The sequence below is a fragment of the Streptomyces sp. NPDC049577 genome, from assembly GCF_040675635.1.
In the GTDB taxonomy this organism is placed as follows: domain Bacteria; phylum Actinomycetota; class Actinomycetes; order Streptomycetales; family Streptomycetaceae; genus Streptomyces.
In genome coordinates, this window is the sequence record NZ_JBFAPH010000446.1 from 1 (window position 1) to 4,119 (window position 4,119).

General features: G+C 76.6%; 2 protein-coding genes and 2 pseudogenes. All 4 read left to right on the top strand.

The annotated features are described in order from the left end of the window. Positions 1-204, top strand: a pseudogene (locus tag AB0K09_RS30570) (hypothetical protein); the annotation flags it as partial. 857 nt (positions 205-1,061) lie between these two features. Then, positions 1,062-3,404 carry a carbamoyltransferase HypF gene (gene hypF / locus AB0K09_RS30575; protein ID WP_366068656.1) on the top strand — a complete coding sequence of 781 codons (2,343 nt, stop codon included), beginning with the start codon at positions 1,062-1,064 and terminating at the stop codon, positions 3,402-3,404. Then, positions 3,364-3,714 (top strand): HypC/HybG/HupF family hydrogenase formation chaperone, encoded by a 351-nt coding sequence (locus AB0K09_RS30580; RefSeq protein WP_366068655.1) that lies wholly within the window; start codon positions 3,364-3,366, stop codon positions 3,712-3,714. The genes hypF and AB0K09_RS30580 overlap by 41 nt, the downstream gene beginning before the upstream one ends. Next, a pseudogene (locus AB0K09_RS30585) lies at positions 3,711-4,119 on the top strand (hydrogenase formation protein HypD); the annotation flags it as partial. The gene AB0K09_RS30580 and the pseudogene AB0K09_RS30585, both read left to right, overlap by 4 nt.

Below are 4,119 nucleotides of genomic sequence, written 5' to 3' on the forward strand. Positions count from 1 at the left end.
GTCGAGACGTCGGCCCGCCTGGAGACGGGCCTGGCGACCCTCGCGGACCGCCTGCTGGCCGTCCGGCCCGGCACGCCGCCCCACCGCCCCGCGATGGCGGCCCAGCACGCGGACGCCTCCGCGCACACGCACGACCATGAGCCGGCCGACACCGCCGCCGACGACTCCCCGGCCCCCGAGCCCCAGACGGCGGGCACGCCGTGACGACCACTCCTCGCTCCGCGACAGCGACGGACGCGACGGACGCGGCCGACGCGACCGGCATGACCGACATGACCGACGAGGGCGCGGCCGACGCCGACGCGCCCCGCGCCGCTGACGCACCCGCGGCCGACGAACCGGCCGGCCCCGGCAAGCCGGCCGGCGCGCCTGCCGAGGCCGCCACGGCGACGGTGCCGGGCACGCCCGGTGGGGAAGCGGCCGGCACGGCCTGCGGCACGGGCATCGGGTGCGTGACAGGTGCCGTCACCGACCCCGGCCAGGTCACCGTACTCAGCATGTCCGGGACGATCGGACCCGTGGTGGTGTCCCGGACACCGTCCGGCGAAGCCGCCCGTGCCGTCGGCATGATCGCGCCTGGCCCTGCCTGCGACCCGGAAGCCGGGCCCGTGGACCGCGCTGTCGCCGGCCACGGCGAAGCTGCCCGCGCGGGTGCCGGGCCTGCGCCGGGCGCCGTCACGGACCCCGGTGCGGTCACCGGCCCCGGTTTGTCCGGTCCGGCCAAAGCCGCCCGCCCCGCGAGCGTCACCGTCGCCACCGCGCCCCCCGGTACGGAGGACGGGACGACGACGCGCGGCGCCACCGAACCGGGCGAAGCCACCGGTGCCGGCGGACCCGCCGGCCCGGCTCCACGTGCCGCCGGCGTGACGGCGGCCGGCGCGGCCCTCGGCGTGTCCGAGGCGGCTTCCGCCGAAGCCGCCCGCGCTGCGACAGACGGCGCCGCCGACCAGGACGGGCGTCCCACGGCCTCCCGGACCGTCACCACAGCGGCCCGCCCAGCCGGTGGAGCCACCCCGCAGCGCGCCGCAGGCGACCGGGCAGGCGTCCGGCGACGGGTCACCGTGCGCGGCGTCGTACAGGGCGTCGGCTTCCGGCCGTTCGTGCACGGGCTCGCCCAGGAGCTCGGGCTGGCCGGGTACGTGGCGAACAACGCCGGCGGCGTCGTCGCCGAGGTCGAGGGCGAACCCGCGCTCGTGGAGGACTTCTGCGCCCGCCTCACACTGCACGCGCCGCCGCTCGCCGTGGTCTCGTCGGTCTCCCACCGGCGACTGCCCCCGCTCGGCTCCGTGGGCTTCGACATCCGGCCCTCGGAGCCGGGCGGGGAGCACACACTGATCCCGCCCGACACCGCCCTGTGCGCCGTGTGCCTGCGCGAGCTGGGCGACCCCCGCGACCGCCGCCACCGGCACCCGTTCATCACCTGCACCCACTGCGGCCCGCGCTACACGATCGTCACCGCGCTGCCGTACGACCGACCGGCGACGACCATGGCCGGCTTCGAGCTGTGCGACCCGTGCACCGCCGAGTACACCGACCCCGGCGACCGGCGCTTCCACGCCCAGCCCCTGGCCTGCCCGGGCTGCGGGCCCCGGCTCCGCCTGACCCACGGGAAGAAGCGCCTGACGGAAGCCGAGGCCCTGGAACGGGCCCGCGAACTCCTCGCGAAGGGCGCGATCCTGGCCGTCAAGGGCATCGGCGGATACCACCTGGCCTGCGACGCCACCGACTCCGACGCCGTCACCCGGCTGCGCGCCGCCAAGCGGCGCGACGGCAAACCCTTCGCCGTCATGGCCGCCGACCTCGCCACCGCTCGGGACATCGCCCCCGTATCCGCCGCCGGACGCCGGCTGCTCACCGGCCACCGCGCCCCCGTCGTCCTCGTCCGCCGCGACCCCCGCACCCCGCCGCGCCTCCCCCTCGCCGAGGCCGTCTGCCCGGACAGCCCGGACGTCGGCCTGATGCTGCCGTACACGCCCCTGCACCGGCTGCTGTTCGGCCTCCCGGGCGACCCGCCGGGGCCCAGGGCGCTGGTGATGACCAGCGGCAACCGCTCCGGCGAGCCGATCGTCACGGACGACGCGGAGGCGCACCGGCGGCTGCGCGGGCCGGCCGACGCCCTGCTCTGGCACGACCGGCCGATCCACGTGCCCTGCGACGACTCCGTGGTGCGCGTACGCGCCGACGGCAGCGCCGTCCCCGTCCGCCGCTCGCGCGGCTATGTGCCCGAACCCCTCGCCCTGCCCTTCGCCGTGCCGCCCGCGCTCGCCGCCGGCGGCGACCTGAAGAACGTCTTCTGCCTCGCGCGCGAAGGCTCCGCCTGGCTGTCGCAGCACATCGGGGACCTGGCCGAACCCGCCACCCTCGCCGCGTTCGGCAGAGCCGTCGACCACCTCTCCGCCCTCACCGGTGTCCGTCCGCGCCTGCTGGCCGCCGACCGGCACCCCGCATACCGGTCGTCGGCGTGGGCCCGTGACCACGCCGGCGACCGACCGCTCCACCTGGTGCAGCACCACCACGCCCACATCGCCTCCGCCATGGCCGACGCCGGCCTCGACGGCACCGCCCCCGTCATCGGCGTCGCCTTCGACGGCACCGGCTACGGCGACGACGACGCCGTCTGGGGCGGCGAGGTGCTGCTCGCCGACTACGACGGGTACCGCCGCCTCGCCCACCTCGCGTACGTGCCCCTGCCCGGCGGCGACGCGGCCGTCCGCAACCCCTACCGGATGGCGCTGTCCCACCTGCGCGCCGCGGACATCGCGTGGGACCCGGACCTGCCCTGCGTGAGCGCCTGCACGGAGCGCGAACGCACCGTCCTCGCGGCCCAGCTGGAGCGCGGCGTCGCCTGCGTGCCCACCTCCAGCATGGGCCGGCTGTTCGACGCGGTCTCCTCGCTCATCGGCGTCCGCCACCGCGCCGACCACGAGGCACAGGCCGCCGTCGCCCTCGAGGCCCGCGCCGCGGCCGCCCCCCACGGGACCGCGGGCTCCTACGCGTTCGGCACCCGGGACGGCGACGGCGACGGCCCCCTCACCCTCGACCCGGCACCCGTCCTGCGCGCGATCGTCGCCGATCTGCGCGACGGATGCCCGGCCGAGGTCGTCGCCGCGCGCTTCCACCACGCCGTCGCCGGCGCCGTCGTCACCGCCTGCGCCGCCGCCCGGCAGCGGACGACGGTGAACACCGTGGCGCTCACGGGCGGCGTCTTCGCCAACGCCGTCCTGGAGGACAGCTGCACACGAGCACTGCGCACGGCCGGCTTCACGGTGGTGCGCCACGGCAGGGTGCCGTGCGGCGACGGCGGCCTGGCCCTCGGCCAGCTGCTGGTCGCCGCCCGAGCCCACGAGCGGGAAGGAGCGGGGGATGTGCCTGGCGGTTCCCGGCAAGGTGATCAGCGTCCATGAGCGGGACGGCACCCGCATGGCCAAGGTCGACTTCGGGGGAGCGGTGAAGGACGTGTGCCTCGCCTACCTCCCCGACATCCAGGTCGGCGAATACGCCGTCGTGCACGTCGGCTTCGCGCTTCAGCGCCTGGACGAGGAGGCCGCCCTGGCCACGCTGGACCTCTTCGCCCGCATCGGCGCCCTGGAGGAGGAGTTCGGCGACCCGTGGAGCCGGGCCGCCGCCGAGGCCGGGCTCGCGCAGGACACCGGGCTCGCGCAAGGCGCCGGGCTCACGCGGACGGCCGCGGTCACGGAGGAGGACGGCCGGTGAAGTACCTCGACGAGTTCAACGACCCCCGGCTGGCCCGGCGCCTGCTGGAGGACATCCACGCCACCGTGACCCGGCCCTGGGCCCTGATGGAGGTCTGCGGCGGCCAGACCCACTCGATCATCCGGCACGGCATCGACCAGCTGCTGCCCGACGGCCTGGAACTCATCCACGGCCCCGGCTGCCCCGTCTGCGTCACCCCGCTGGAGATGATCGACAAGGCCCTCGCCATCGCCGCCCTCCCCGACGTCACCTTCTGCTCGTTCGGCGACATGCTGCGCGTGCCCGGCAGCGATCGCGACCTGTTCCGCGTCAAGAGCGACGGCGGCGACGTCCGCGTCGTCTACTCGCCCCTGGACGCCCTGGAGATCGCCCGGCGCGAACCCGGCCGGCAGGTCGTGTTCTTCG

Bases quoted from the DNA above. Each gene is read 5' to 3' on its own strand.
- AB0K09_RS30580 (WP_366068655.1), top strand. From the start codon at position 3,364: ATGTGCCTGGCGGTTCCCGGCAAGGTGATCAGCGTCCATGAGCGGGAC.